At 44.7% G+C, this 26,529-nt stretch carries 24 protein-coding genes and 5 pseudogenes; 14 read left to right on the forward strand and 15 right to left on the reverse strand.

Features of this window, described 5'->3' with window-relative positions; translation table 11 throughout:
• Positions 1 to 150: 150 nt before the first annotated feature.
• On the reverse strand, positions 151 to 615 hold the full coding sequence (locus MMY81_RS19875) for a hypothetical protein (RefSeq protein WP_252314218.1): 465 nt from the start codon (positions 613 to 615) through the stop codon (positions 151 to 153).
• A 444-nt stretch (positions 616 to 1,059) separates the two neighbouring features.
• Here MMY81_RS19875 and cyoE point away from each other — a divergent pair.
• Positions 1,060 to 1,997, forward strand: a pseudogene (gene cyoE / locus MMY81_RS19880) (heme o synthase).
• A gap of 46 nt (positions 1,998 to 2,043) precedes the next feature.
• On the opposite strand, the pseudogene MMY81_RS19885 reads toward cyoE, so the two are convergent.
• The 3 genes and pseudogenes from MMY81_RS19885 to MMY81_RS19890 form a co-directional block, all read right to left on the reverse strand.
• Positions 2,044 to 3,248, reverse strand: a pseudogene (locus MMY81_RS19885) (Bcr/CflA family efflux MFS transporter).
• 256 nt (positions 3,249 to 3,504) lie between these two features.
• Positions 3,505 to 3,567, reverse strand: a complete 63-nt coding sequence (locus MMY81_RS34350; protein ID WP_308215415.1) for a DUF1541 domain-containing protein — start codon at positions 3,565 to 3,567, stop codon at positions 3,505 to 3,507.
• On the reverse strand, positions 3,567 to 4,031 hold the full coding sequence (locus MMY81_RS19890; RefSeq protein ID WP_308215412.1) for a YdhK family protein: 465 nt from the start codon (positions 4,029 to 4,031) through the stop codon (positions 3,567 to 3,569). The genes MMY81_RS34350 and MMY81_RS19890 overlap by 1 nt, the downstream gene beginning before the upstream one ends.
• A gap of 178 nt (positions 4,032 to 4,209) precedes the next feature.
• Between MMY81_RS19890 and MMY81_RS19895 the strand changes: the two genes are divergently transcribed.
• Positions 4,210 to 4,482: a hypothetical protein gene (locus MMY81_RS19895; RefSeq protein ID WP_252314219.1), complete on the forward strand. Its 273-nt coding sequence runs from the start codon at positions 4,210 to 4,212 to the stop codon at positions 4,480 to 4,482.
• 36 nt (positions 4,483 to 4,518) lie between these two features.
• Here the strand turns inward: MMY81_RS19895 and MMY81_RS19900 are convergent, their stop codons facing one another.
• Together MMY81_RS19900 and MMY81_RS19905 are read right to left on the reverse strand one after the other, a co-directional pair.
• Positions 4,519 to 5,277, reverse strand: coding sequence for a LamB/YcsF family protein (locus MMY81_RS19900; RefSeq protein ID WP_252314285.1), 759 nt, complete (start codon positions 5,275 to 5,277; stop codon positions 4,519 to 4,521).
• Between the two features lie 15 nt (positions 5,278 to 5,292).
• Positions 5,293 to 6,432 carry an NRAMP family divalent metal transporter gene (locus tag MMY81_RS19905; RefSeq protein WP_374562418.1) on the reverse strand — a complete coding sequence of 380 codons (1,140 nt, stop codon included), beginning with the start codon at positions 6,430 to 6,432 and terminating at the stop codon, positions 5,293 to 5,295.
• A gap of 277 nt (positions 6,433 to 6,709) precedes the next feature.
• On the opposite strand from MMY81_RS19905, the pseudogene htpG reads away from it, so the two are divergent.
• From htpG to MMY81_RS19935, 6 genes and pseudogenes are all read left to right on the forward strand, one after another.
• Positions 6,710 to 8,578 (forward strand): annotated as a pseudogene (gene htpG, locus MMY81_RS19910) (molecular chaperone HtpG).
• A 173-nt stretch (positions 8,579 to 8,751) separates the two neighbouring features.
• Positions 8,752 to 9,285: a GTPase gene (locus MMY81_RS19915; protein ID WP_252314220.1), complete on the forward strand. Its 534-nt coding sequence runs from the start codon at positions 8,752 to 8,754 to the stop codon at positions 9,283 to 9,285.
• Complete coding sequence (locus MMY81_RS19920; protein WP_252314221.1) at positions 9,230 to 9,880, forward strand: hypothetical protein; 651 nt, start codon at positions 9,230 to 9,232, stop codon at positions 9,878 to 9,880. Before MMY81_RS19915 ends, MMY81_RS19920 begins: the two co-directional genes overlap by 56 nt.
• Before the next feature lie 34 nt (positions 9,881 to 9,914).
• Positions 9,915 to 10,217, forward strand: coding sequence for a hypothetical protein (locus MMY81_RS19925; RefSeq protein WP_252314222.1), 303 nt, complete (start codon positions 9,915 to 9,917; stop codon positions 10,215 to 10,217).
• The gene (locus MMY81_RS19930) at positions 10,144 to 11,040 is read left to right on the forward strand and encodes a P-loop NTPase family protein (RefSeq protein ID WP_252314223.1); all 897 of its coding nucleotides are present in this window, start codon (positions 10,144 to 10,146) and stop codon (positions 11,038 to 11,040) included. The genes MMY81_RS19925 and MMY81_RS19930 overlap by 74 nt, the downstream gene beginning before the upstream one ends.
• Positions 11,041 to 11,209: 169 nt before the next feature.
• A pseudogene (locus tag MMY81_RS19935) lies at positions 11,210 to 12,192 on the forward strand (LacI family DNA-binding transcriptional regulator).
• Between the two features lie 40 nt (positions 12,193 to 12,232).
• Here the strand turns inward: MMY81_RS19935 and MMY81_RS19940 are convergent.
• The 6 genes from MMY81_RS19940 to MMY81_RS19965 form a co-directional block, all read right to left on the reverse strand.
• A complete protein-coding gene (locus MMY81_RS19940; protein ID WP_252314224.1) occupies positions 12,233 to 13,726 on the reverse strand; it encodes a glycoside hydrolase family 32 protein in 1,494 nt (497 codons plus the stop codon).
• A gap of 35 nt (positions 13,727 to 13,761) precedes the next feature.
• Positions 13,762 to 14,601 carry a carbohydrate ABC transporter permease gene (locus MMY81_RS19945; RefSeq protein ID WP_252314225.1) on the reverse strand — a complete coding sequence of 280 codons (840 nt, stop codon included), beginning with the start codon at positions 14,599 to 14,601 and terminating at the stop codon, positions 13,762 to 13,764.
• A complete protein-coding gene (locus MMY81_RS19950) occupies positions 14,602 to 15,216 on the reverse strand; it encodes a carbohydrate ABC transporter permease (protein ID WP_252314226.1) in 615 nt (204 codons plus the stop codon).
• 2 nt (positions 15,217 to 15,218) lie between these two features.
• Positions 15,219 to 15,461, reverse strand: a complete 243-nt coding sequence (locus MMY81_RS19955; protein WP_252314227.1) for a hypothetical protein — start codon at positions 15,459 to 15,461, stop codon at positions 15,219 to 15,221.
• Positions 15,462 to 15,521: 60 nt separating this feature from the next.
• Positions 15,522 to 16,799, reverse strand: a complete 1,278-nt coding sequence (locus tag MMY81_RS19960; RefSeq protein WP_252314228.1) for an ABC transporter substrate-binding protein — start codon at positions 16,797 to 16,799, stop codon at positions 15,522 to 15,524.
• A gap of 138 nt (positions 16,800 to 16,937) precedes the next feature.
• A complete protein-coding gene (locus MMY81_RS19965; RefSeq protein WP_252314229.1) occupies positions 16,938 to 17,711 on the reverse strand; it encodes a CpsB/CapC family capsule biosynthesis tyrosine phosphatase in 774 nt (257 codons plus the stop codon).
• Between the two features lie 200 nt (positions 17,712 to 17,911).
• Between MMY81_RS19965 and MMY81_RS19970 the strand changes: the two genes are divergently transcribed.
• The 6 genes from MMY81_RS19970 to MMY81_RS19995 all read left to right on the forward strand — a co-directional run bounded on the left by MMY81_RS19970 (position 17,912) and on the right by MMY81_RS19995 (position 23,771).
• Complete coding sequence (locus MMY81_RS19970) at positions 17,912 to 18,838, forward strand: NAD(P)-dependent oxidoreductase (RefSeq protein WP_252314230.1); 927 nt, start codon at positions 17,912 to 17,914, stop codon at positions 18,836 to 18,838.
• 156 nt (positions 18,839 to 18,994) lie between these two features.
• The gene (locus MMY81_RS19975; protein WP_252314231.1) at positions 18,995 to 19,321 is read left to right on the forward strand and encodes a Na-translocating system protein MpsC family protein; all 327 of its coding nucleotides are present in this window, start codon (positions 18,995 to 18,997) and stop codon (positions 19,319 to 19,321) included.
• 195 nt (positions 19,322 to 19,516) lie between these two features.
• Positions 19,517 to 20,845 (forward strand): nucleobase:cation symporter-2 family protein, encoded by a 1,329-nt coding sequence (locus MMY81_RS19980; RefSeq protein WP_252314232.1) that lies wholly within the window; start codon positions 19,517 to 19,519, stop codon positions 20,843 to 20,845.
• A 24-nt stretch (positions 20,846 to 20,869) separates the two neighbouring features.
• Positions 20,870 to 21,913 (forward strand): factor-independent urate hydroxylase, encoded by a 1,044-nt coding sequence (gene pucL, locus MMY81_RS19985; protein ID WP_308215413.1) that lies wholly within the window; start codon positions 20,870 to 20,872, stop codon positions 21,911 to 21,913.
• 77 nt (positions 21,914 to 21,990) lie between these two features.
• On the forward strand, positions 21,991 to 23,376 hold the full coding sequence (locus MMY81_RS19990; protein WP_252314233.1) for an NAD-dependent succinate-semialdehyde dehydrogenase: 1,386 nt from the start codon (positions 21,991 to 21,993) through the stop codon (positions 23,374 to 23,376).
• A gap of 68 nt (positions 23,377 to 23,444) precedes the next feature.
• Entirely contained in the window at positions 23,445 to 23,771 is a 327-nt protein-coding gene (locus MMY81_RS19995) for a four-helix bundle copper-binding protein (RefSeq protein ID WP_252314234.1), read from the forward strand.
• Positions 23,772 to 23,837: 66 nt separating this feature from the next.
• On the opposite strand, the pseudogene MMY81_RS20000 reads toward MMY81_RS19995, so the two are convergent.
• The 3 genes and pseudogenes from MMY81_RS20000 to MMY81_RS20010 form a co-directional block, all read right to left on the reverse strand.
• Positions 23,838 to 24,606, reverse strand: a pseudogene (locus MMY81_RS20000) (acetoin reductase).
• 105 nt (positions 24,607 to 24,711) lie between these two features.
• Complete coding sequence (locus MMY81_RS20005; protein WP_252314235.1) at positions 24,712 to 25,341, reverse strand: type 1 glutamine amidotransferase family protein; 630 nt, start codon at positions 25,339 to 25,341, stop codon at positions 24,712 to 24,714.
• Positions 25,342 to 25,514: 173 nt separating this feature from the next.
• Positions 25,515 to 26,483 (reverse strand): M28 family peptidase, encoded by a 969-nt coding sequence (locus MMY81_RS20010; protein ID WP_252314236.1) that lies wholly within the window; start codon positions 26,481 to 26,483, stop codon positions 25,515 to 25,517.
• Positions 26,484 to 26,529: the final 46 nt, after the last annotated feature.

Genomic DNA, 26,529 nt, shown 5'->3' on the forward strand with positions numbered 1-26,529 from the left:
TGTGTGACCTCATCTTTGTTCTCTGTACTGCTAAGCAGAGTCTGCTTGTTCACTATAACTATTACTTCCCGAAATAAAGACTCTCTTAACATCTGTTTTTCCGAAAACAACAAAAAAAGAGCCGCACCGGCTCTTTTAGTCTGCCTCTATTTATACAGCAAAGTAGGATATAAAAGGAAACAGCCCCTTTACTTCTGCCTCAGCTTCATGTTTATCCAATATTTCACCTACTACATCGTCCTGTGTTTTTCCATTTACATCTATGTTGAGGACATCCGCTGCCTGCTTTACCTGTACCGATTGAATATCTTTTATCACATCAACTGGTTCTTTCTCTCTTATCGTTACGTCGTAACGAAGAGCCGCTTCCTGAAGAACAGCGGCTTCGATTTCTTCGATCACATCAAGTCTTGCTTTGTTTTCTAAATCAATATCATATTGGGAGGCAATCTGTTTCAGGGCTGTCTGCCACTGATAGGCGATGGTGTCGTCTTCTGCTTTTTCTTCTGTAGAAGCAGTGGACTGATCGGCTGCTCCTGCCGCCTGGGCAGGAAGAACGCCGGATGTACCTATAGCAAAACCCATTGCTGCTGCAAGCATCCATTGATTGTCCATATCGTTACCTCCCGAATGGTTGTTCTCTTTCTTTTATAGTAAGTGTCTTCTCCTGCTGTGTCCAGTGCCTGCAGGCTTATTTATTTTTTTATATTCTATTGTTTTTGAAAAAAACGAGAAAACAGTCTGTTCATGTATTTTCTTATTATATATATACTTTCATATAACATCAACACGTCGATCACGTGTTCAAACCTCTATTTTATTGTTTAAGCTCATTTTGAGTGTTTAGTCCTATTTAATTTCTCGTAAATTGTAAGCGTATAAGGTATAATGAGTGGTAGTGTTTTTGCGAAGAAGCTGTGTGAACTATCTGATATTAGTCAAAAAGCGTTCACATATTATTGACAACATCCCGAACTCTTTCTTGATTTCAGGATTTGATAGTATTAATATGATACATTGGTTACATAACATTTCAACACAAGGGGGAAGGAGACGCAGATGAGAAGTGAAAATATCGAGCATAACGCTCAACAGGACTCTCTCCTCGTTCCACAGCAGGCACTCCGTAAAGTACTTGCTGAGACGATAAAAACCGGAATTATTAAATCCAATTTAATTGTCATGTTCGCGGGGATCAGCCTTGCACTATTTATAAATGGCATTTCTTTTTTTGATCAAATAGGTACAATCATTCTTGCTGTTATAGGATCGGGACTCGTTATCGGGCCGCAGGGACATTTAACAACGTATATGACCGGGACATTGATAAAGTGATGGACCGCACAAAAAACAGGCCTACGGTAACCGGACGTATGAATTCCAGGAACGCTCTTATTCTCGGGACCATCATGTCACTCTCCGGAATCGGTTTTCTGGCCTTCGCTTCACCACTTGCTGCTCTCATGGGATTTCTGGGGCTGTTTCTTTATGTTGTGCCCTATACCATGTGGACGAAACGCCGGACAATTTATAACACAGAAGTAGGCAGCATCAGCGGGGCAGTGCCGCCGTTAATCGGCTGGGCCGCTATTACAAATGACTTTATGCATTTAGAAGTATTAGGTCTATTCATCGTTATGGTTATCTGGCAGATGCCGCATTTCTATGCGATTGCGATCCGTCGTCATGATGAGTACAAAGCAGCCGGCATCCCCATGCTTCCTGTTGTGAAGGGCAATCGCCGCACGTATATACAAACGAATATTTACCTTATTGCACTTGTGCTTTCCAGCTTTCTTTTCATTCAGCTCAGCTCTTTTATTGTAGCTGTTGCTTTTATTTTAAGTGCCGCCTGGTTGATTACAAGCATTGCTACCTATAAAAAAATGGTTCCGGAAAAATGGGCAAAAACGATGTTTATTTTTTCTTTAAACCACATGACACTGCTTTTTGCTGTCATTATCGGCTATTCGCTTATTATGCCATTTTTCCAGTAATCGATACGAAAGACCGAAGGGCTCGTGCCCTCCGGTCTTTTTTTTATTACATAATATTTGTTTTCTTTTCGGTTAACAGGAAAAAGGCAGTCATGCCAAGTATCGTTGTGCTGAACATAATCGCTCCCATTGGAACAGCTGTCGTTTCATCAATACCAGCAAGCGGCGAAACAATCGATCCAATTAACAGCGGCAGCATACCTAAAAGAGCACTAGCACTGCCGGCCCGATGTCCCTGCTTGGCAATCGCCAGCGTAAAGGAGCTCGTTAGTATCATGCCCATTGCCGTCATGTAAATAAAAATAGGAATAACAATGAGCGCCAGCGGCCCTTCTATTATAGTCATCATAAGAAGAAATGCCGTAGCTCCAGAAGCAATCAGAACGGCAGTACGCAGAAGCGTCCGTTCCGTTACAATGCCGGAAAGACGACCGATCAGGAAGCTTCCTATAATAATAGCAATACCGTTAATACCAAACAGGACGCTGAATACCTGCGGAGATACATTATAAATGCCTTGGTAAACAAACGGCGTACCGGAAACATAAGAGAAGCTTCCGCCATGCACAAATCCTAGTGTAAGGGCGTAGCCGATAAAAGCTTTGTCCTTCGTTAAGTCAAAAAGCGTTCCGACCGACTGTTTGAGTGTACTCGGCATCCTCTTTTCCATAGGAAGGGTTTCTTCCAGCCGGAGACTGATAATATAACAATAATCAGTCCAAGAAGGCCGAGAAAAATAAAAATAGTCGACCAGTTGGCGAAAGGCAGAAGCAGGATAGCACCGCCGGCGATCGGGGCTGCCATCGGGGCTGTAGCATTGATGACCATTAGAAGCGAGAAAAACTTCGTAAGCTCGCGGCCGCTGAATATATCCCGAACGACCGCCCGGGATAAAACGACCCCTGCCGCTGCAGTGAATCCCTGCAAAAACCGTCCGATGATTAGTGTAGTAATATTCGGCGCAACCGCACAAAGAAATGAAGCGATCGCAAATAAAACTAAAGAAATGATCAGCGGCCTTCTTCTTCCTTTCGCATCACTGATCGGTCCGACAACGATCTGGCCGACGGCAAGACCAATTAAACAGGTGGTTAAACTGAGCTGGACCATGGAGGCACTGGCGTTCAACTCTTCAGCAATGTTGGGAAAGCTGGGCAGATACATATCAATATTAAGCGGCCCAAGAATAGCAAGCAGGCTCAAAAGCACTGCCAGACCGAGCCGCTGCCTGCCCTGCGGGTTTTGTATCATATACGTTGAACACCTTTCTATTCCTAGCATCTTTTTTCCTTCTATAAGCATACCTGTTCCCTTCTGTCAGTTACAGCCCTTAATTTGGAAAAAAAAGAAGTAAAAATAATCGGAAAAAAAAAAAAGACTCCTCTCAGTGAAAGGAGTCGTTCCTGTTAACTATTCTACATCAGACAATTCGTCTTCAGACACCCCATTATGATTGGATACTTCTTCTCCGCCGTCTGTTGGAGTGACGTAATCATATAAACGGTCGTCATTCAGCTGAATCTATTTCCGCTTCTGTTCCCATCATACCTTCCATGTGATCTGTGTTCATCACGGCAGTATCACGGGCTGAAGAGGCTCTTCTCCTGGTTCCTCCAGCTCTTCGTGAACGACCCATTTATGATTCTCTACAGGATCTCCGCCATTTTCCGGAGTGTACGATACAGCATAGGCTGTTGTATCATATGCGCCTTCAATAACAGCTTCCGCCCCTTCCATTCCTTCCATGTGGCCTGTTTCAATCATGGCAGTGCTGCCTTCTTCATATTCAGGATTGTCTGCTTCCTGGAGATCTTCCGGCACTTCTCCCGAACTGGAGTGGTTCATGTGGCCTTCTGAGTCTTCGCCCATCATTTCCTGTTCAGACATATCCTCATCCATCATTTCCTGCTCGGACATATCCTCGTCCATCATAGTGTCCTCATCCATCATATTTGTTGGCTCTTCTTCGTTCCCGCAGGCTCCTAAAGCTATAATGGCTGCAAGCAGCGTACTTCCTATTGTGATTTTTTTCATCGGTAAGGTGCCTCCCTCTTTTTTTCTATTTCTCTGTACCTTTACAGCGTACCGTACATGTATGAAGAATTCGTGAAGAATGCAGATTTTTTTCTGGTACTTATTGACAGAATAATAAATTCGTATATAATTCTTTATAAAGAACTTTTACATACTATAAAAAGAAGGTGGTTATCGATTGAATCTTTCTAATGACACCGTGATTCAGTTCATTTATGTTCCCGCTGACCCAAAAACAAAGCAGCAGATTTTGTTTTTTGATACAGTAGAAGCCCTGCGGACCTCTCCCATGCTGGAAGACAGCCTTGATGAGTGGGACGGCTTTGAACTTGGAGAAGAGTTTAACATTGGTGCCTATGAAACGAAAGTGACTGCTATCGATACTACACCGCATTCCAATGCATCTCTCATTATTTCCTATTATATGATGCCGTCTGCTCTTATAATATAAAAAAAACCGCCCGGCCATTCATTGGCCGGGCGGTTTTTAGGAGAAGGAGCGAATCTGGATATTTTCTTCCAAAAGCATCCTCCGGAGAGATCTGGTAAAGCTGAGCGCCTGGGGATTATCCCCGTGCACGCATAGTGTATCAACTTCCAATGGAATAACCTTTCCATTTACAGCCGTGCAGGTTCCCTCTAAAATCATCTGCTTCACATGACGAACAGCTGTATCTGCGTCGTGAATGACAGCATTATCCCTGCCGCGCGGTGTCAGGGAACCATCAGGCTGGTACGTCCGATCTGCAAATGCTTCCTTTGCAACCCGAAGCCCCTGCTTTTCTCCCGCTGTTATGAGTTCACTGCCGGAAAGGCCAAAGAGAATAATGTTTTTATCTACATCCCGAACCGCTGCGGCTACTGCTTCAGCCAAAACCGGATCCTTTCCTGCCATGTTGTACAATGCGCCGTGCGGCTTTACATGCTGAAGTTTTGTTCCTTCAATTCGGCAGAAGCCCTCCAGAGCGCTGATTTGATATACCGTCAATTGATACACATCTTCAGGAGTTGTCTGTATCTCTCTTCGTCCAAATCCCTGCAGATCCTGAAAAGCCGGATGTGCTCCGATAGAAACACCGGCAGCTACCGCCTGTTTCACTGTCTCTGCCATCACCTGATGATCTCCTGCATGATAGCCGCAGGCAATATTTGCCGATGTAATTTCTTTTAACACTTCTTCGTCATTTCCTAATACGTAGGCTCCAAAGCTTTCACCTAAATCACAGTTTAAATCAATCTGGGGCACCATACTTTTCCTCCTTTAAAATAGCTGCGGAAGCATATTTATCAAGGTATAAATACCGAGATACGCTGTTAGACCGACGACAACTGCTCCGAATACGGTCATCCAGATCGGATGCTTATAATCTTTCACAATGCTGACACGATGAGCGGCCAGCAGAATGGAACCGAGGGTTAATGGCAGAATCAAGCCATTTACCGCGCCTGCCAGTACAAGAAGCGTCACCGGCTCCCCTACAATCGCCAGAATAGTGGTTGATAATACAATAAAGGCTACCGTCCAGTAATTTTTATAACGCTCTACGCTTTTGTGAAACGTTGTTAAAAACGACACCGACGTAAACGCTGCTCCAATAACAGAAGTAATCCCCGCACACCAGAGAACAAGCCCGAATATTCGATAGCCAATGTCTCCTGCCGCTATTTGAAAGGCTGAGGCTGTCGGATTATCAGCGTTTAACGAATATCCGGCGGCTACTACCCCCAGGATCGCTAAAAATAAGAGCGTCCGCATAACAGATGCAACAATAATGCCGGATACTGCCGTTCTTGTAACATATGTTAAATTCTCTTTTCCTGTAATACCTGCCTCCAGCAGACGATGACCGCCGGCAAATGTAATATATCCGCCTACCGTTCCGCCTACGATTGTAATAATGATCAGAAAATCCACCTCAAGCGGAGCGACCGTGCGGAGAGCGGCTTCTCCATATGGCGGATTGCTGATAATCATAATATAGGCAGTAAACCCAATCATGACTATTCCCAAATACCGGACAATCTGGTCCATGGCGGCATTGGCTTCTTTTAATAGAAAGATCACGATGCAGATAATACCTGTTAAAATCGCACCGATCGTGGGATCAACGCCGAGAAGAGCGTTAGCACCAAGCCCGCCGCCGCCTACATTCCCTATATTAAAAGCAAGGCCTCCCAATATAATAAAAAACGCTACCACATAGCCAAGTCCAGGGAAAACCGCATTGGCTATGTCCTGCCCTCTCATTTTAGCCACAGCGATGATCCGCCAGATATTAATCTGAGCGCCGATATCCAGAATAATTGATACAAGGATAACGAAAGCAAAGCTTGCCAGAAGCTGCTCTGTAAAGACAGCCGTCTGGGTTAGAAACCCCGGCCCTATCGCGGAAGTTGCCATGAGAAATACCGCGCGCGATCATTGCATTCATCCGGCGTTTCGGAGACATGCCTGTATCCGCAAATGGATCTTGTTTCATATGTATTTCCTCCTTTCTATTCTGTTTTTCAGAATATCGCAGTCTTATTTTAATAGCCATCTTTTTTTTCCATTTTAACAGGAAAAGAACGTTAATCGAGTGTTGACACGTTTTCTATGACATGTACAATATAAGAGGAGACTTTTTAGCACTCGAACATGATGAGTGCCAAATATACAGACGAGGTGACGATAATCTATGACTACTAAGCCATTTCAGGCCGAATCGAAGCGTTTTGGAAATGATGATTAACTCGATTTATTCGCAGAAAGAGATTTTCATCCGCGAATTAATCTCCAACGCAAGTGACGCCATTGATAAAATGTACTACCGCGCCCTTACCGATGATTTCCTGACGTTTAAATCAGGACGATTCTATATAAGCTCAGCACCGATCAGGAAAAGCGCGAGCTGACGATCACAGACACCGGTATCGGCATGACCGAAGAAGAGCTCGAAGCAAACCTTGGAACGATTGCCAAAAGTGATCTCACGCGTTTAAGAAAGAAAATGAAATTAAAGACGGCCACGACATTATCGGCCAGTTCGGCGTAGGCTTCTACTCTGCTTTCATGGCTGCCGAACCGTCACGGTTTATACGAAATCAGCTGACAGCAGCCAGGCTTACAAATGGGAATCCAATGGAGCGGACGGCTATACGATTGAACCTGCTGAAAAAAGAAACAGTCGGCTCAGAAGTAATTATTATGCGTGAGAACAACAGAAGATGAGAACTATGATGAGTATCTGGATGAGCATAAGCTCAAGTCGATTGTGAAGAAATACTCCGACTACATCCGCTACCCTATTAAAATGGAAGTATCCGTCCATCAGCCAAAAGCAGATAATGAAGAAGAAACAGAAGAAGTACAGGAAGAACAGATGTTAAACAGTATGATCCGATCTGGAGAAAAAATAAAATGAATTAACCGACGCAGACTATGAAGCATTCTATCAGGAAAAGCACTATGGCTTGATAAGCCGTTAACCATATTCACTTAAGTGTCGATGTGCCGTCCGTTACCAGGCGATTCTATTCCTTCCAGAAAATACGCCATTTGATTACTACACAAAGAATATGAAAAAGGACTGGAGCTTTATTCCAACGGCGTGCTGATTATGGAAAAATGCGGAGACCTGCTTCCCTGACTACTTTGGATTTGTGAAAAGGTATTGTCGATTCAGAGATCTTGTCCTTAAACATTTCCAGAGAAATGCTCAGCACGACAGACAGCTGAAGCTGATCGCCAAAAAACATCAAAAAAAATCAAAACCCAGCTGAAAACGCTGCTTAAGGAAGACCGCGAAAAATACGAAACGTTCTTTCAGGCATTCGGACGTCAGCTTAAGTTCGGTATTCAAATGGACTTTGGCGCAAATAAAGACGACTTAAAAGACCTTCTGCTGTTCCATTCTTCCAAAGAGAAGAAGCTCGTCACATTAGCGGAATATGTGGAAAGAATGCCGGAAGACCAGAAGTATATATATTATACAGGTGAATCCTACAACCGGATTGAAAAACTTCCGCAGACAGAAATGGTTCTCGACAAAGGCTACGAGATTCTCTATTTCACAGAGGATATTGACGAGTTCGCTATTAAGACGCTTACGAGCTACGAAGATAAAGAATTTAAATCAGTAGCCGCCGGTGACCTTGGTATTGAGTCCGAGGAAGAGAAAGAAAAAGAAGAATCCGAAGAAAAAGAGAACGAAGAATTATTTACAGAAATTAAAAACCTTCTCTCCGGCAAAGTAAAAGACGTGCGTGCGTCTAAACGTTTGAAGACCCACCCGGTCTGCCTTTCTGCCGATGGTGAAGTGTCTATTGAGATGGAAAAGATTCTGCAGCAGATGCCGGATTATAACCAGCAGGTACAGGCGGATAAAGTACTTGAAATTAATATTAATCATGATGTGTACCAGTCTTTGAAAGATGCCTACACACAGGATAAAGAAAAACTCGCGCTTTATACGAACCTTTTATATAACCAGGCGCTTCTCATTGAAGGGCTTTCTGTTGAAGATCCCGTTGCCTTTACCAATGACATGTGCAAAGTAATGATATAATAATGAGCAAAGAGCTGTTCCCGGCATTATAGCCGATCAAGGAACAGCTCTTTTTATAGACAGGTTTAAGCCGTCCTGCTTTAGGGAAAATTTGATTTAATATGTCTCTTTATGATTCTGCCTGGATGCAGGCTTGAAAATAAATCGACAACATTAGACTTCGGGAGGTTCTTATGGCTAAAGATAAAGTCGAAAGACGCTGGAACAAGGAACTGGATCATTACTTAAAATCGGTGGAAACCAACAGCTCTGTAGCTGTAGATGTGATTGCGCAAAAGCTCGAGGCTGATTTAAACAGTCCGCTTAAGATTGGCTTTTTCGGTTCACCCGGCTGCGGAAAATCCGCTCTCATGGACACACTTATCGGCGAACAGAAAACCGATACCGGTGTAACGCCGGGTACGAATGTTACTACCCATACGTGGGGCGAAAATGACTCGATTATGTTTGTAGACCTTCCCGGCTACGGCGGACTGGACGAAGATCATACGGTCAGCGAGTACTGGGATAATTTTGACATTGATTCGTTTGATGCCCTTCTCTGCTGCTTTGAAACGAAGCTCAATCAGGACGATGAGAACTTTTTTAAAGAAGCTATCGCGGAAGGCATTCAGGTTATCTTTGTCCGCACCAAAACAGATACGCTTCACGATGAAGAAAAAAAAACGCGAGCTGAAGCGGGAAATCCGCCAGCATCTTATTTATGACGTATTCGGCAGTGACAGCGTGCTTATCTTTACGAGCGCCCGCACAAAAATGGGAATTGATAAGCTGAATTTCGCTATTATCGATCACCTCGATACCGATAAAAAAGCAAAATACTACCGGAACGCTAAAGCCTACTCTGATCTGTTCCTTGAGGAAAAAGCAAAAGCTGCCCACCGTGTTGTAATGTATTATTCCTTTATATCTGCCGGAAGCGGCGCAGTGCCGGTCCCATTTTTAGGGGCTGCTATTGATATACCGGCCGTTATGCGCATGACCAACCAGATCGGACGCCAGTTCGGCATTACCGAACGCCGCCTGCGCCAGCTTACTTCGGAACAGGAAGACAAGCTTAGAATGTATGAACAGCTGATCCGCTTCATGGCAAAAGGTTCCAACCAGAAGATCATGACAAGCTGGCTTTCGAAAAACGCCGCAAAGGAAGCGACAAAAAACTTCTCCAAGCTCGTACCGATCGTCGGCGGAGCAGGACTTGGATTTGGTTTAACGTATTATACCGGCCGGGAAGCTATTGAAGGCTGCCGGGAAATTGCTTCTGAAATTCTTGAAGCAGAACTTCATAAAAAAAGATCATAAGCCATCATAGGCAAAGAGAACAAGGGGGTTATGGATGGTGGGTGTGAAACGAAGAAATCAATGGGATAAGGAATTAGAGCAGCTCTTTCGGGAGCTGCAGGTAGAAGAGGACACCCCGGTAGAGGTTATTGCCGAACGGGTGGAATCAGAGCTCAGCACGTCGCTGAAAATTGGCTTTTTCGGCTCCCCGGGAAGCGGAAAGTCAGCGCTGATGAATGCAATGATCGGCGAACGAAAGACGGATACGAAAGCCCGGGACAAACGTGACTACACATATCTGGGGCGAAGACGACACGATGCTGTTTGTCGATCTGCCCGGATACGGCGGACTGGTTGAAGAGCATACGGTTGATGACTACTGGGTTAACTATGATATTGAATCGTTTGATGTGCTTCTCTGCTGCTTTGAGACAAAGCTGAACCGGGATGACGAAGCTTTTTTTAAGGAAGCAAAGGAATACGGCATCCAGGTTATTTTTGTACGCACAAAAAGCGACAACTTATACGATCCTTATAAAAGCCGTCGTGAATTAAAGCGGGAGATCCGCCGCCATTTAATTTATGACGTTTTCGGACGCGACAGCAAGCTCGTATTTACAAGCTCGAAGACGAAGCTTGGCATCGGGAAGCTTCATGATGCCGTCACCGAGCGTCTTGATACGAAAAAGCAGGATATCTTTTACCGTAATGCAAAGGCGTATTCGGAATCCTTTTTAAAACGCAAGTCCAAAGCAGCGCATCGTCTTGTCTTTAAATATTCGTTCCTTGCCGCAGGCAAAGGAGCGGAATATGAAGAGGTGCTTGATACTGCCGTCGATGTAGATGTGGTCACTGAAATGATTGAAACGGTGTCCGATCAGTTCGGCCTGACGGAAGAAAGACTGCAGAAAATGATGCAGGAAGACCAGGAAGAAGTAGAAGACTTCGACCAGATTGCTGCTTTGTCATCTGAAAATGACATCAGCGAGCAGATGGTCCTGGAATACATGGCTAAATTTAAAGGCCAGCGCCGCGTAACCAATATTACGAAAGCTGTTCCTATCGTCGGCGGCATGACTGCGGGCTTCGGCCTTTCTTATTACACAGGCCGGGAATTCATACGCAGCTGTGAAGAAATAGCCGAACTGATTCTTGACGCAGAAATACAGGAGAAAAGATAGATTCATCTCGAAATCTTTATACAGGCGGACGCTTTCCGCAGGCCATGTCTCAGCGAAAGAGGAAAGCACTCTTTATATCCACCGATAACTGGTCTGCTGAAGCTGCCGCCTGTTATTTTTTACATTATCTTATACTATTCATTACGACAGCGTTAAGGGAGGCTTTCGATTGAAACCTAAAATAGAAGACGTAGCCAAGGCAGCCGGTGTTTCTCCTACTACTGTTTCCCGTGTGCTGAACAATAGAGGCTATATCAGCGAAAACACAAAAAATAAAGTATATCAGGCGATGACAGATATTAACTACATACCTAATGATCTGGCACGGTCTCTCTACAATAAAAAACCAATATTATTGGTTTAATCGTTCCTACAACCAAGAACCCGTTTTTCGGGGAAATTGCAGCAGAAATTGAAAATTACTGCTCGAGTAAAAATTACAAAATGCTGATCTGTAACAGCTTAAATAATATTGAAAAAGAAAAAAAATACTGGGATATGCTGCGCCGCAATCAGGTAGATGGTGTGATTGTAGGCACTTATAACCGGGGAATCCTCAATTATGACCAGCATCAGCTGCCCACTGTGGCAATCGACCATTATTTATCGAAAAATATCCCCGTTGTCGGCTCAGACAATTACCAGGGAGGACAGCTTGCTACGGAGAAACTTTTGGACAGCGGCTGCAGTTATATTGTACATATTAACGGGCCCGGAGAGCTGGAAACTCCTGCAAATTTCAGAAGAAAAGCGTACGAAGATACGATGAACCAACGCGGGCTGTCTCCTATTACCTATGAAATATCCGGAGTATTTGATCAAGTCGAGCAGGACAATATTATTCGTCAAATACTGGATGAGCATCCCGATGTAGATGGTATTTTCGCAAGCGATGATTTGTTAGCGCTTAACGTGCTTCGCGAAGCTCATAAAAGAAATATACAAGTACCTGAAAAGCTGAAAATTATTGGCTATGATGGGACAGAAACTATACGTACCGCTGCCCCTCATCTCTCAACGATCTGCCAGCCTATCTCGACTATTGCAGAATCTGCGGTGGCTATGCTTCAAAAACAAATTACCGATAGACTCCCTTTAGAAAGAAGTGAGACAAGGCACCCTGTATCTTTTTATGAAGGCACCACTATATAACAAAAGCCCGTCAACAGGTGCCTATTGACGGGTTCTTACGTTAGTCTATAACTTTTTTCAAATTCCATGTATTCATTGTGGTCACCGTGGCTTCTGCCTCTGAGGTAAAAAGGGCAGCCTCTGTATGAGAAGGATCTGGATATATTCTATTTGTTATCACTGCATCCCCTTCCTCCGTAAATACTTCAATCGAAGAAGTATCAACGAATATTCGCAGGGACAACCGATCTTCTCTTATTACATGCACTGCACATTTATTGGATGAATTATTTTCTCCAGAACATGTTGTATCGACAATCAACAGCTGTTTTTCCATATCATAGTATACCAGCGTTTGTTTTTCCCCGTCGTTCGAGGCTCTTACCTTAAATCCAACTTTTCCTCTTTTCACTTCTTTATCCCATTTTATTTCTGTTTGTATTTCAAAGCTGTTTTGAAGATTCTTGTTGAGATTGATATCCCAACTGCTGTCGGCGGGCAGGTTTACCTGTTGAAAATTTTCGTTGTCTGTCCGCAGTTCCTCCATTTCTGCTACAGGTAGAAAAACAGGCTCATTCCGGCTGTTAAGCTTTATTTCTCTTGGAATAGTCATTGCCCCGGCCCATCCTTCTTTTTTGGTAGGGAAATCTGTATCCCATGTATCCATCCAGGCGATAAGAATCCGTCTCCCCTTCTCATCTTCAAATGTCTGAGCGGCATAAAAATCAACGCCTTCATCTATTTCTTTATGGGTTTCCGGTATAAATGTGCCCGTTCCATAATCCATATCACCAATAATAATAATATTTTTCCCATTTTTCATATTCATAGGAGACACGATTAACGCATGCTTTTCTCCAATCGGGAATAAATCCGGGCATTCCCACATATCTCCCTGTGTGCCGTCCCCTTCGAGAACCGTACCATCGTATTTCCAATCCTCCAAGTCTTTAGAAGAATACAATGCAGCTGCTCCATTTTCGCCTTTGCTCGTTCCGACTACCATATACCAGGTATCTTCATACTTCCATACTTTCGGATCCCTGAAATCTGCTGCTACTTCTGATGGCGGCCCCGATATAATAGGATTGTTTTCGTTTTTTGTAAAATGAATCCCATCTATCGATGCAGCGGATGCCTGCACTTCCTTAGGCTCCCTGCCTTCTACATGCCCTGTATAAATAAGAACAAGTTCTTCCCCATTTGTTACGGCACTCCCTGAAAAACAGCCGACTTCCGTTTTTCCAGCCTCGAACTCATAGGCTTCCGACGGAGCAAGAGCAAGCGGTTCGTGCTGCCATGTTATCAAATCTTTACTGGTTGCATGCCCCCAGTGCATCGGTCCCCAATTTTCGCTGTACGGATGATGCTGATAAAATAAATGATAAATTCCTTTATGTTGAATTAAACCATTGGGGTCGTTCAGCCAGCCGGACGGTGCCATAAAATGATAATTGAGCCGGTATTTCGTATCTTTTAACTGGTCTGTGTTTTTCTGTAAAGCAGTCTGGCCTTTTATAAGCATCTGTTCATGATTGTATGTTGTTTTCTGCATAGTAAGAAGCTCCTAACTAATTGGTTTAATTTTTATTATTTCTGCCCTGATCCGGAACTGCTTAGCCCCTGGAGCAGATACTTCTGCGCTACGATGTACACAATAATTAATGGAATGGTCGAAATGGTAAGTATTGCCATCACTTGATTAATAAAGACCGGCTCTGTCGCGTTAATACTCGTTATAGCGACCTGCAGAGGGTACTTATCTGAATCCGTTAAAATCATTAAAGGCCAAATATAATCATTCCAGCTTCCAATAAACGCAAGCGTTCCTACTGTAGCTACTGCAGGCTTGGACATCGGCAGCATAATTCTCCAAAAAATGGTCCAGTGGCCGGCTCCTTCCATCTTTGCCGACTCAATAACAGAGTCCGGGACCGCGATAAAGAAATTCCGGAAGAGATAGATAAAAAAAGCATTCGCTATCAGGGGAATAATCACGGCCAGCCGGTTATCTACGAGACCTAAATTATGGATAATAGTAAACTGGGTAATAATGATGGTTTCCACCGGAATAATAAGCATGGCCAGAAGCAGACTAAACATGATGTTTTTCCCCCGGAAGCGGAATTTAGCAAATGCATAGCCTGCCATCGCATTTACGACAATTGCTCCTACTGTAACTAAGAGGGCATAAAAAACACTGTTAAATAGATACGTCCCAATATCAAACCTGCTGAACAGCTCCGTGTAGGTCGACAGCCATTCGGTGATTTGAAAAGACGGTAGAAGCGCCTGTACAGAATTTAAATCCTGATAGATACTTTCTTCTGACTTCAGGGAAGAAGAGACCATCCACAAAAGCGGAAAAATAAAGAAGAATGCCAGCAAAGTGAGAAGCACATATTCTACTGTTTTTTTTGTATTTCTCATCTATAAATCCTCCTTTGCAAATCTACGCTGCACAAACGTTACGATTACAATCAACAGTCCAAATACTACTGTCATAGCACTTGAGTATCCGACCAATCGATCGGTAAAGCCCGTCTGGTAAATATAATAAATCGGCGTCATCGTTGAGTTCAGCGGTCCGCCCTGGGTCATGATCATCGGCTGAATAATCAGCTTGAATGCCGCAATCAATGTAGTAAAAACAATTAACGTCGTTGTGGGCCGAAGGAGAGGTATCGTTACATGCAGAAAGCTCTTCCACTTGCCGGCACCATCTATTCTAGCTGCTTCATACACATCACCAGGGATGTTTTGAAGGCCTGCGAGAAAAATAAGCATCTGGTACCCTGCTCCCTGCCAGACAGACACGAGAATAATAGCGTAAATTGCCTGGTTCGGACTTGTTAAAAATGGCTGGGCATTGATTCCCACTGCCTGCAGCATGGAGTTGACCAATCCATCTGTTGGATTTAACAAATAGAGCCAAAGTACAGATATAACAACCAGTGACATGACCACTGGAGAGAAAAATGCTACTTTTAAAAATATATTTCCTCTGCGCTGTTTATTAATAAGTAAAGCAAGCCCGAGAGACATTCCTACTTGAAAATAATGATACCTACTACAAAAATGGTGATGTTCTGCAGACTTCTTAAAAATACCGGATCTCCAAATATCTGCGTGAAGTTTCTTAAACCAACGAACTGACGCTGGTCAGGCGTTAATAAATAATAATCGGTAAATGCGTAATAAATAGTTAAGAGAGCCGGCAGAAATAAAAACAATCCAAGAAGTATAATAGCTGGAAGCAGAAAATAAAAAGGCTGAGCCTGAAATGCCAAAGAGCTGGATTTCCAGCCTTCCCACCGTTTTAAGCGAGACTGTTTTTTGTAAGATCCATGTTATTCCCTTCTTTCTAGTGAAGTCTGCATCTCTTGTGATTTTTCATCCATCAGCTCCTGCAGTCCTGCTTGATTTTCGTAGTAAGGAAGACCGCTTATTGTCTGCTGAAAAGAACGGGTAATCTGCGGATATTCCGGCAGGACCGGTCTGGCTTTTCCGGAAGCTTCATTTTGTTCAATCAGTGTATTCATCTGCGGGGATACTTCGTCTTCAATTTCTTCTATAGCCGAATATCTTGAAGGCAGCACACTGTTTGCCAGGCTGATATCCGCCACTGCTTCTGTAGACGTTAAAAAGTTAATTAATTCGCCGGCTCCTTCTTGATTCTCCGCTGCAGTGGACATGGCATACTGCCAGCTGCCGGTAGGGGTAACTAGTTCACCAGTGTCCGGCGAGACCGGGTATGGCATAATATCATAGTCTATGTCCTGATAGTTTGTATCGAGCTGCTCCATTGTCCACGAACCGCTCATCTTCATCGGATACTGTCCGGTTTCAAATCCATTCTCAGCAGGAGAAATCGTCGTATAATCGTTATTGAGCATATATTGAAGAAAAGACATCGCTTTTAGATTATTTTCACTATTAAATACCGTTTCTGCCTGTCTGCCGTCTTCAGAGACAATTTCGCCTCCCTGTGACCATAAAAATGGGGAAAAAGCGTACATTAACCACTCACTGTTGTCGTTAAGCCCCATATCTATAGCAGGAACTTCATAATAAGCGGTGAGTTGTTCCGAGAGGTCAATAAACTCATCCCATGTCCACGGGTCCTCTACGGTAGGCAGAGTCTCGAGATCGACACCCGCTTGCTGCAGCATGTCCTTGTTGTAGTAGATACCAACACTGGATTCAGAATACCCAACGGCATACATTTCATCATCATATGTGCCCTGCTCTATAATACTTGGCAGCAAATCATCTTTATTGGAAATGAAGTTATCCAAAGGAGCAATAATCTCCGCATCTGCATATGCCGCTGTATTTGGTCCATCCAGAGTCAATACATCCGGCAGAGTTCCCGTTGAAACCGCGGCATTAACCTTATCTTCGTACCCTCCGCCGCCTCCGCCCCGTGGAATGAACTCTATATCGGCGGTATACGTCCCTTCAAATTCTTCATTGAATTTTTCCACCGATGTCTGCATAGCCTGCCCTTCAGGACTTTCACTTGATGTTTGCACCCATAGACTGATTTCATTATTATTCCCATCGCTTTCTGCCTGGTTTCCGCAGGCAGATATTAGTAAAGCAGTCGATAACAATCCAGCTGTCAAAACTCTCAACTTCCTCACTCCCTATCTGTAAGCGTTTTCTTATTTTCAGTATATTACTGGTTTTATTTTATGTCAACCGGATGACATAAAATAAAAAAATAGTGCTTTCTCTTTTATAAAGAAAGCCTTGCAGCCGTTCTATCCTTTTCCCCAGGGAAAAAGCTTTTTCCCTTTTTGCGGCATAGGCAGGGGGTCGTATACTACAACCGGCATATCTTCGATGATCTGGCCGGTATTTGTCTGTAGAAACTCAGTCCAGTCCGTTCCGAACTCCAGATCAATATGATCATATGCCTGCTTTAAGCGGAACGGCTCCAGTGCCGAACGGGGAGAAGAAGAAAGAACGTGGGCCAGATTGCCTTGAAGAAATTTCATCGCCAGCTGCTGGGTATCTTTCCCATGAATACGCAGGATCGATTCTGCCGACAGCATGCTGATAGCTCCACGATTAACAAAATAGTGCAGAAATCCAGGATTATTGATAAACATTGGTGCAAATTCCGGGAAAATAAGAACCGTATGATAGCCTTCTTTCTGTAGACGGTCCAGGAGTGTTTTAGCAAAAACAGCAGAGGAAAAACCACTCAAATCCACATACACATACGATGTTCCGTTCACCGTTAAGAGCTGCTGCTCTTTCTCTTCGTCCGTGATCCGTTTGCGGGAACGAATACAGTGACCGGGAAGCACGGTCAGCTTCATGTTCTTTTCCTCTAGAAGGCAATGCAATTCTTCCCGGTCCTCCACCGTCAGACCAGTCGAATTCCCGTTTCCACGTATAACAAAAGGCGGTGCATTTACAAAAGTTGTAATGCCGTTTCGAACGGCCCGTTCCGCAATCCCCAGGCTTTCTGCCCACGGGTCTTCCTGCTCCTGTTTTTCCAGAACGATTTTGGAGTATAAATTAATCACTCGTCAGCATCCTCTCGTGTCGAACCCCATATACTTTATTAAGAACATCATACCATATTTGGAAAAAAAGTAATACGTCCTCCCTTTTCTGACAGCAGACTGCGGTTACGAAACGTCTAAAAAGGGAATCTTAGACTATACAATTATTTTTCAATTGTGGATGGCGCGGCTTGAATCCCGCCAAATAAGGAGGGCTTCCCTTGAACATATTAGTGCTTGGTGATTATGAAAATATATATTCTTCTTCCCCTGCCGCCCGCCTTCTTCATCAAAAGGGCTGGAATCTGGAAGCTGTAACGATTCCGGTCAAACCAGAGCAAATCCCTTCTCTTGCGCAAGGCAAAAAAGCCGTCATCCTTGTAAGGGAGCGCACTCCTTTAAACGCTGACGTGATTAACGAGCTGGATGATGTAAATCTGATTTCCCAGACCGGTAAGGGCACCGCCCATATTGATATGAAGGCTCTTGAGAAAAAGGGGATCGATATAGTAACAACCCCCGGAGGTTCCCGGCCATCCGTCGTTGAATTAACCATTGGTATGATGATCGGGGCTGCGAGACAGTTTCCAGCTCATCAGGAAGCTTTCCGCCGCGATCAATGGATTCAGCATACGGGCACAGAACTGCATGGCAAACAGCTTGGGATCCTGGGCTTTGGATCTATCGGCAGAGAAACCGCACGTGTCGCACAGGCACTGGGTATGAACGTCAAAGTATGGCGTCCTACCGGCGGAGATGGCTCGGAAAAGGAGCTCGGCATCGAACAGATGTCACTCGAAGATATTCTAAGCTCATCTAATGTTATCAGCCTCCACATGCGTCTTACACCAGAATGGAGAGGATTTTTAACCAAAGACAAGCTGGCTTTAATGAAAAAAGATGCTATTTTCATTAACACGTCGCGCGGGGATTTTGTCGATGAAACCGCTCTGGCCGATCTTCTCCGCACCCATCATTTATCGGGGGCCGGCCTTGATGTCTTTCAGGAGGAACCCATCCGGGAACACGCTTTTCATGACTGTGACAACGTCATTCTTACGCCGCACATCGGATATGTTACCTATGAAGTTCTCGAACGATTTGCCGATCAGGCGCTTCACAATGCCATAAATTATTTTGAAAAATAAGCACAAGAAAACAGAAGTCTGCTGCGTGACTTCTGTTTTTCTATGTTTTTACCATAATTTCCAAAAAACATGTCATGTTATCTTACAACTGTGCTGAACGATTCTTTCTTCCATGATACGATGCTTTCATGAATTGCAGTAAAGCAGGTGACCCTTATGCTTAAGATTTCCAAGAAAGAGCTGGCTCTCCGTTACAATGAGATTAATAAAGAATTTTACCAGCACGGCGTGCAGAGTCAGAAAATTGAGCTTTCTGAAAGTCAGATTATTATTTTTGCTTCTGTTAGCCGGACACCGATGCTCGATACGCTGGCTGATCGTCCCGATCTTGTCCTGTTTATTGATGCTTCTCTGAACCATAAGTACAAAGAGCGTATCAAGGATATTCTCGCTTCTGAATTTGATTTGGCGGTTAAAGCCATTTACAAAGATTTTGACCAGGAGACGAACACCTCCTGTACCGTTATTCTGCTTCATACATAATCTGCCGCTGTCAGGCGCTGCGTCATTACGCAGCTCCGGCAGCAGACAGAAGCAATACAGTGCCGTTTCCCTACCGTATACGGTAGGCAGGAAGCCGCAGCGAAGACTCTGTAAATTCTATTACAGGCTTTCTGCGGCTTTTTTTGGTCTCTTTTTCCGGAATACCCTATCTTATTTATCAGGAGGAATTATGTAATGAGAACGTTCACCCTTGGCATGCAGCACGTACTTGCAATGTTTGCCGGAGCTATTCTGGTCCCTATTCTTTTATCTCAGGCGCTGAATCTTACAAGCGAACAAACGGCCTATTTAATTGCCATTGATTTATTCACCTGCGGTGTCGCCACTATTCTGCAGAGCTGGAAAACCAAATATTCCGGGATAGGCCTGCCCGCAGTGCTTGGAGCCTCTGTTGTTGCGGCGGGACCGATGATTGCTATCGGCGGAGAGTATGGCATGACAGCGATTTATGGATCGATTCTTGTCTCCGGCCTGATCGTCGTACTGTTCGCTAAATACTTAAGCCACGTGATTCACTTTTTCCCTCCGGTCGTAACCGGTACCGTGATTACATTGATCGGTCTCACCCTGCTTCCCGTTGGTATTAACAACATGGCAGGAGGCGCCGGCAGTGACAGCTTCGGAGATCTGGATAATGTTCTATTGGGTCTTGGTGTGCTTGCACTGATCCTTATTCTTCAATCTTTTTTCAAAGGACCGCTGCGCTCTCTCTCCATTCTAATCGGACTCATAGCAGGTACCATTTTTGTTGCTGCGCGCGGTACCATCAATTTCAGCGAAGTAGCAGAAGCCTCATGGGTCAGCATGCCTCAGCCTTTCTATTTCGGGATGCCGACATTCGAAATAGGAGCGATTATCCCGATGTTGATTGTGACGCTGATTATTTTATTCGAATCCACAGGGGTATTTCTTGCTCTGGGAAAAGTGTGCGACGAAAAAGTAGAAGCTGCAGATCTGGAGCGCGGCTACCGGGCTGAAGGGATCGCATTTCTCGTCGGCGGCCTGTTTAACGGATTTGCATACAATACATTTGCCCAGAATGTCGGCCTCGTGCAGCTGTCCCGTGTCAAAACAGTTACCGTTACATTTACCGCAGGATTTATTCTTATTGCTCTAGGCCTGACGCCTAAAATCGCAGCCCTGATTAAACTGATTCCACCTCCTGCTCTAGGCGCTGCGATGGTTGTTCTGTTTGGGATGGTTGCTGTATCCGGCATTCGGATGCTGACTCAGGTCGATCTTGATGATAACAAAAATGTTCTCGTTATCTCGGTTGCGCTCGGGCTTGGCCTTGGTACCACTATTGTTCCTGAGCTGTTTGCGCAGATGCCGGAACAGATTTCCTTCTTATTCCATGACGGCATTATTACCGGCAGCCTTGCCGCTATCGGCCTGCATCTGCTGAATGTTACAAAAGAAGTGTTTTCCCACCGTTTTCAGGAACAGGTCAGTTTTAAAAGATCATTACAGCTTACGCTTGAAGAAAACAACAAGCACGCATAATTCATAAAAAAGGATGGGATACAAATGGAAACGAAAATCAAAAAAACAGAAGCAGTGAAGCACCCAACTGAACAGAACCGCACGATGTACTATGGAAAAGGAGATGTGTTTGTCTACCGTACCTTTGCTTCCCCTCTGGAAAACATTCAGCCGATTCCCGAGTCTTCCTTTGAAGGACGAAGTAACATTATTTTTGCGATGGATATTCAAATTGCTTTAAAAGGAGAAGCATTTTTCAGCTCTTTTTCAGAAGGTGACAATTCGAAAGTGATTGCGACGGATTCGATGAAAAATTTTATTCTCCGCCATGCAGGAAGCTATGAAGGATCTACAATGGAGGGCTTTCTCGAATATATCAGCGCCCGCTTTTATGAAACTTACAGCCATATTGACGGCATTGTGGTATCTGCTGTGCAGAAGCTGTTTAACGAAGTAGATATAGGTAATGAATCCGGTATCCGGAAAAGCCCGCTTGTGTTTGACGAAAAGGAGCGGGAACTTCCGGTCGCCTCGCTTGAAACCGAGCGCAGCACAGAGAAAGACTACACCATTGCGTCCCGCCAAAGTGGAGTAAAGGATCTTCATTTAATTAAAGTAAAGGGCAGTTCGTTTCAGGGATACATTAAAGATGAATACACGACTCTTCCGGAAACGACGGATCGCCCCCTTTTCATTTATCTTGATATCAACTGGATTTATAATGACCGCCGTGATTACCTTAACAGCTACGTCAGCTCCGAGCAGGTCGCAGGAATCGCACGTACGCTCTTTCACGAATTGAATTCCCCGAGTATTCAAAGTCTGATCTATTACATCGGCCTGCGCGTATTGGAGCGTTTCCCACAGCTTGCCGAAGTGTCCTTCGAATCTAACAATCGGACATGGGAATTAATCGTAGACGAAACCAGCTCCGACGAAGGCCGGGTATTCACCGACCCCGACCGCCCTTCGGATTTCAGGGGTTTTCGCTCCGACAGTCCGATTTGGAAGAATATAATCAATCCAATAAATAAAACGATTTCTCTGCACCGCCGGTCTATAGACCGGCGGTTTTTCCTGGTACCATAAATATTTTCAATTTGGTTCTTTTTATCCAACCAAATAACGGGATAATAAAGAGTATTAAGAAGAAGGAGGAGTTATGTATGTCATCGACTGTTACGATCAAAAACCCGGCTACCGGAGAGGCCATCCGGGACGTTCCGCTTCATTCAAAAAAAGAGGTGGGAGCGGCCGTTACACGTCTGCACGAAGCGTTTCCTGCGTGGTCCCGACAGGCTGCTTCCCACCGCGCCGGTCTGTTGAAAAAATGGCACCAACTTATTCTGGAAAATCAGGACATGCTTGCTTCTCTTATTACAAAGGAAAACGGAAAGCCGTTAAAGGAAGCACGCGGTGAAGTGATTTATGCGGCAAATTATATTGAATATTACGCCGAGGAAGCACGGCGCATATTCGGAAAAACGCTTCCGGGAGCCGCGAATAAACGATTATATGTTACGAAAGAAGCGGTTGGTCCGGTTGCTGCGATCACTCCCTGGAACTTCCCGGCTGCGATGATTACAAGAAAAGCGGCTCCGGCTCTCGCAGCAGGCTGCACTTTTGTAATTAAGCCCGCCCCTAATACACCTCTGACCGCCATCGAACTCGTGCGTCTCGGCCATGAAGCCGGCATTCCCGAAGATGTGCTTCAGTTTGTGAACGGCGATGGTGCCGAAATAGGCGAGGTATTCACGAGCAGCCCGCTCATCCGCAAAATCACCTTTACAGGTTCGACTCCGGTCGGCAAACTGTTAATTAAAAACAGTGCCGATACAGTTAAACATGTGTCTATGGAACTCGGCGGCCATGCGCCGCTTATCGTAGCAGAAGACGCGGACATCGATCTCGCGGTCGAGCACACCATGGCTTCCAAATTCCGAAACGCCGGTCAGACGTGCGTCTGCGCCAACCGTATTTTTGTACAGGAAAACGTGCTTGAAGAGTATGCAGCCAAGCTTGCTGCCAAAGCAGAGGCACTTCAGGTGGGTAACGGCCTGGAAGAAGGAACGGATATTGGTCCGCTTATTAACGCCCAGGGATTCAAAAAGGTAAAGGGCCAGATTGAAGATGCAAAAGCAAAAGGCGCCTCTGTACTTACCGGCGCCCGTTACGAGGAAGATACAGAAGCAGATACCTATTTTGTTCACCCAACGGTACTTACCAACGTAGATTCATCGATGGATATTATGCATGTAGAAACCTTCGGACCGGTTGCTCCTATCGTTTCTTTTACCACTCTTGATGAAGCGATCGACATGGCCAACGATACTCCATTTGGTCTCGCGGCTTACTTTTTTACGGAAAATTACCGTACCGGCCATTATCTCCACGAGCGTCTTCACTACGGCATTGTCGGGTGGAACGACGGAGCCCCGTCAGCTGCAGAAGCACCTTTTGGCGGAATGAAAGAAAGCGGGCTAGGACGAGAAGGCGGCAGCGAAGGAATTGCTCCGTATTTAGAAACAAAGTATCTTTCCATGGGTCTATAAAGTAGTTTTACTTACTTTCTTTCCGGTAATAGAGAGCATATCATGCTTTTTAAAGGAGAGAATGTACTATGGCTCAGGAAAAATACGAGGAACTGCTTCGCACGCTTCACGACAGCATGACTGCAGCCAACAACTGCTTCAATGAGTGTCTGCAGGAAGACGATGTTACAGCGATGACCGGATGTATCCGTCTGGCAAGAGAGTCCGCTGATATATGCGGCTATTTGGAACAGGCAATCACAAGAAAAAGCCCATTTGTTAAAGAATTGGCATCTATCTGCGCTACTATCTGTGAAGCATGTGCTGCAGAATGTGAAAAGCATGATGATGATCACTGCCAGCAGTGTGCCAAAGCCTGCTTTGACTGTGCTGAAGCATGTCGTACAGCTGCTTAATATCACTACTATATTTTTTATAAAAGAAGCGCGGATCGTTTAGTTAACGATCCGCGTTTTTTTCTATTAGTTGTATAAAATGCCTCCATCAATGAGCACGCACTGCCCGGTCATATAATCAGAGTCTGGAGATGCGAGGTAGGACACAAAGTTAGCCACGTCTTCCGGCGTCTGGGCCCGTCCAAGCGCAATTCCTTCTGTGAATTTCTTAAAGGCATCTCCGGAGCTTGCAAGCCCCATCTCCACAACAAGCCTGGCATCGATCCGTTCCCACATCGAGGTGCCGACGACACCTGGGCAGTACGAATTAACCGTAATTTTTTCTGGTGCCAGCTCCTGTGCCGCAGCCTGGGTTAGGCCGCGCACTGCGAATTTGGTGGCTGAATAAACTCCAAGCAAAGCAAATCCTTTGTGACCGGCAATACTGCAGGCATTAATAATCTTGCCTCCACCCTGTTTTTTCATTTGTTCGGCGGCTTCCTGAATGCCGTATATTGTTCCATTCACATTTACATTGAAAATAGTATTTATATCATCTTCTGTTGCATGTAATAAAGGGCAACCTGATCAATGCCGGCATTGTTTACAAATACATCCACGCTTCCAAACTCATGAACGCTCTGCTGGACAAGATGGTGAATGTCAGCTTTGCTGGTCACATTCGCTTTGACCGATACAGCTGTGCCTCCCGCACTAGCAATCTCCTTCACTACATCTGCTGCTTTTTTTCATCAATATCACTAATAACAATATTAAATCCGTCTTTTGCCAGCCGAAGAGCGATACCTTTCCCTATTCCCTGACCCGAACCTGTGATAACAGCTGTTTTACTCATCCTTACACCAACCTCTCTATTATAATTACGGAAAACGATACACCACTAGTATACTCCCAATATTCATAAAATTCAGTTTTTAATAAAATTTGTTTTAGGAACAATTCAGCTCGTTGCTTCCATTAATTGATAATAATATTCAGGTTTATGCGTTTTATTCAAGTAATACCATGCATGCAGCGTATTTGGTGTAAAGACATCCATTTTCTTCAGTACTTCCCTGGCAAATTCCAAAGGAGCTATTCCTGATGCGGTAATAACGTTATCATCCGTTACAGCGGGTTCCCTTTCGTATAACGCTTCTCCTTTGTAACCCGGGCAGACCATCTTTAGGTAATCCAGGTCATTGCTTGTATGTCTTCTCGTATCAAGATACCCAGCTTGAGCAAGACCTATCGTGGCTCCGCAGATCGCCGCAATGACAGCGCCGGCCTGTATGGCCTCCCTGATTTTTTTCATAGCAGCTTCGTGAATGCTGCCGCCCCACGTGTCCCCTCCTGGCAGAATGAACAAGCTTCCCTGTTCAGCTAAACATTCCTCAATAGAAAGTTCTGGCTTTATACTTACTCCTCCCATTGTAGTAATCATTTCTTTGTCCGCTCCTGCTGTGATTACGTTCAACGGTTTTGTACCCTTTTTAAAACACCGTCCCGAATTCAACTCAGCCGTAACATATCCATATTCCCAATCTGCCATCGTATTAAAGACATAAAGGTACACATTTTTTATGTTCATTTCACAGCACTCCATTCATGTTTTTTCTGGAAACAACAAGTAGAATGACCGTATGATGAAGATTTTTCTTGAGGCTTTTCCTTGTTTTAAACATACCTCCTTCTTCTCTTTCCGACAATTCTTTTTGCATTTTTGCATAAAAAAACACCAGCATTTCTGCTGGTGCCGCTGTCTTATTTCCACTGCTGATAATGGGCTTTCGTACGCGGCTCCATTTCGGTTAGTGATTCGGAAAGTACTTCGGAAAAACCGGAGAGGTTTGTTTCCATCCGGCCGGGAAATTCAGACTCGATAAATGCAAGGTTATCTTTTTCCGGCTCATGCCAGATCGCTCCGTGTTTTTCTGTCTGCGTATAGCCGTCCTGTTCCCCTATTTTCCAATTGGTTGCTTCAAAATAGCCGATATCAATACCAGCCTCCTGAAATGGGGCATGATCACTCCACAGCCCGGTCGTCCCTTCCGGATATTCAGGATTCAGGCCTGGGTTGGTCTGTATATCAACACCCGCATCCTCTGCCAGCTGCTGGGCAAAATTACGGTACCAGCCGCTTCTGCCTTCGCCTCCGTATACATACATCTGATCACCGGCAGCCAGGCTGTCGAGGTTGATCATCGCGTGCGTATTATTTTTTTCTTTATTGGACATGCCTTCTACATACTGCTCCGACCCGTTCAATCCGCCTTCTTCTGCACCAAAGGCAACAAACCGGACCGTAAAGGGTATGTCAATGCCCTCCAGACGCTCAGCTGTCTCAAGCATCACGCCTACACCGGAGGCATTATCATCCACGCCTTCGACTTGCGCAACAGTATCATAGTGCGCCCCAACGATGATTTCCTTTTTGAATTTTCCTGGCTTTACGGCAGAAAGGTTCTCAGATTCAAGTTCTTCCCCATCTCTCGTAAACGTAAATGCCTCGGTTTCTGTTTCGTACCCCATGCCTTCCAGCTCTGTCTCTATGTATGCTTTCGCTTCGCGTTCGCCTTCTGTCCCTGCCAAACGTTCACCAATGTCCTGGGACAAATAGTTCATATGCTCCATTGCTTTATCTCCATAGGCTCCTTGAGCCTCTGCCGCCTGCGGCCATAAGAGAATTCCTGCAGTAAGAGCAGCTGTCAAACCAATACCTGCTTTTTTCATCAGAAAAACCTCCTAACTTATAGTAAATCATATAATCAGAATCTTT

The organism is Sinobaca sp. H24 (assembly GCF_023845525.1).

Excerpts from the sequence above, each read along its gene's own strand:
- MMY81_RS19905 (WP_374562418.1), bottom strand. The coding sequence starts at position 6,432 with ATGGCAACTTCCGCGATAGGGCCGGGGTTTCTAACCCAGACGGCTGTC.
- MMY81_RS19950 (WP_252314226.1), bottom strand. The coding sequence starts at position 15,216 with ATGTCTCTCGGGCTTGCTTTACTTATTAATAAACAGCGCAGAGGAAAT.
- MMY81_RS20005 (WP_252314235.1), bottom strand. The coding sequence starts at position 25,341 with ATGAACATAAAAAATGTGTACCTTTATGTCTTTAATACGATGGCAGAT.
- MMY81_RS19915 (WP_252314220.1), top strand. The coding sequence starts at position 8,752 with ATGGCTAAAGATAAAGTCGAAAGACGCTGGAACAAGGAACTGGATCAT.
- MMY81_RS20010 (WP_252314236.1), bottom strand. The coding sequence starts at position 26,483 with ATGAAAAAAGCAGGTATTGGTTTGACAGCTGCTCTTACTGCAGGAATT.
- MMY81_RS19940 (WP_252314224.1), bottom strand. The coding sequence starts at position 13,726 with ATGCAGAAAACAACATACAATCATGAACAGATGCTTATAAAAGGCCAG.
- MMY81_RS19990 (WP_252314233.1), top strand. The coding sequence starts at position 21,991 with ATGTCATCGACTGTTACGATCAAAAACCCGGCTACCGGAGAGGCCATC.
- MMY81_RS19975 (WP_252314231.1), top strand. The coding sequence starts at position 18,995 with ATGCTTAAGATTTCCAAGAAAGAGCTGGCTCTCCGTTACAATGAGATT.
- MMY81_RS19945 (WP_252314225.1), bottom strand. The coding sequence starts at position 14,601 with ATGAGAAATACAAAAAAAACAGTAGAATATGTGCTTCTCACTTTGCTG.
- MMY81_RS19995 (WP_252314234.1), top strand. The coding sequence starts at position 23,445 with ATGGCTCAGGAAAAATACGAGGAACTGCTTCGCACGCTTCACGACAGC.
- MMY81_RS19890 (WP_308215412.1), bottom strand. The coding sequence starts at position 4,031 with ATGAAAAAAATCACAATAGGAAGTACGCTGCTTGCAGCCATTATAGCT.
- MMY81_RS19925 (WP_252314222.1), top strand. The coding sequence starts at position 9,915 with ATGGTGGGTGTGAAACGAAGAAATCAATGGGATAAGGAATTAGAGCAG.
- MMY81_RS19875 (WP_252314218.1), bottom strand. The coding sequence starts at position 615 with ATGGACAATCAATGGATGCTTGCAGCAGCAATGGGTTTTGCTATAGGT.
- pucL (WP_308215413.1), top strand. The coding sequence starts at position 20,870 with ATGGAAACGAAAATCAAAAAAACAGAAGCAGTGAAGCACCCAACTGAA.
- MMY81_RS19980 (WP_252314232.1), top strand. The coding sequence starts at position 19,517 with ATGAGAACGTTCACCCTTGGCATGCAGCACGTACTTGCAATGTTTGCC.
- MMY81_RS19920 (WP_252314221.1), top strand. The coding sequence starts at position 9,230 with ATGAAGAAAAAAAAACGCGAGCTGAAGCGGGAAATCCGCCAGCATCTT.